We start from the raw sequence: 685 nt of genomic DNA, 5'->3' as shown, positions 1-685 counted from the left end.
CTGGCCGTGCCGCCCCGGTTCCAAGTCAAACCACGTCTGCCGTACATAATCCTCTATTCTGCACACTTCAGGGCAAGAGAGCTCTATATCTGGGCTTCTGGGCGGCCGCGACAGGCCACTCTTTGCTTTTTATGCGCGCAAACGCCGTATCTCGCCGAGAGAATCACGCTGTGTACACCGAAGCATAAAAGTGCCATAACCTCCGAAATCCAAGCTGGAGGCAGGTGAAACCATGCTTGCCTTAAAATATATTCTATTCTGCAGCCTCCTGGCCAGGAAAGCTGTGGATCAGTGCCTCTGGGAGGCACGGGCAGAGCCATCTTTCCTGGCCGCCCGGGGACGCTCTGTGCCCGGCTGAGAGCAGTRGCACGGYCCGCCTGGAGGAATGGAGCTGGCCGTGCCGCCCCGGTTCCAAGTCAAACCACGTCTGCCGTACATAATCCTCTATTCTGCACACTTCAGGGCAAGAGAGCTGCAAATCTGGGCTTCTGGGCGGCCGCGACAGGCCACTCTTTGCTTTYTATGCGCGCAAACGCCGTATCTCGCCGAGAGAATCACGCTGTGTACACCGAAGCATAAAAGTGCCATAACCTCCGAAATCCAAGCTGGAGGCAGGTGAAACCATGCTTGCCTTAAAATATATTCTATTCTCCATGCTTGCCTTAAAATATATTCTATTCTGCAG

At 54.4% G+C, this 685-nt stretch carries 1 protein-coding gene; it reads left to right on the top strand.

The window, feature by feature from the left end:
* Positions 1-188 (top strand): hypothetical protein (locus EES38_RS22395; protein WP_208020501.1); only part of this gene is annotated, 188 nt, incomplete at its 5' end.
* Positions 189-685 lie beyond the last annotated feature (497 nt).

This window comes from Vibrio viridaestus, from assembly GCF_003856525.1.
Taxonomy (GTDB): Bacteria; Pseudomonadota; Gammaproteobacteria; order Enterobacterales; family Vibrionaceae; genus Vibrio; species Vibrio viridaestus.
The sequence above is the reverse complement of the archived record's forward strand: the minus strand, read 5'-3'. Positions and strand labels throughout refer to the sequence as shown.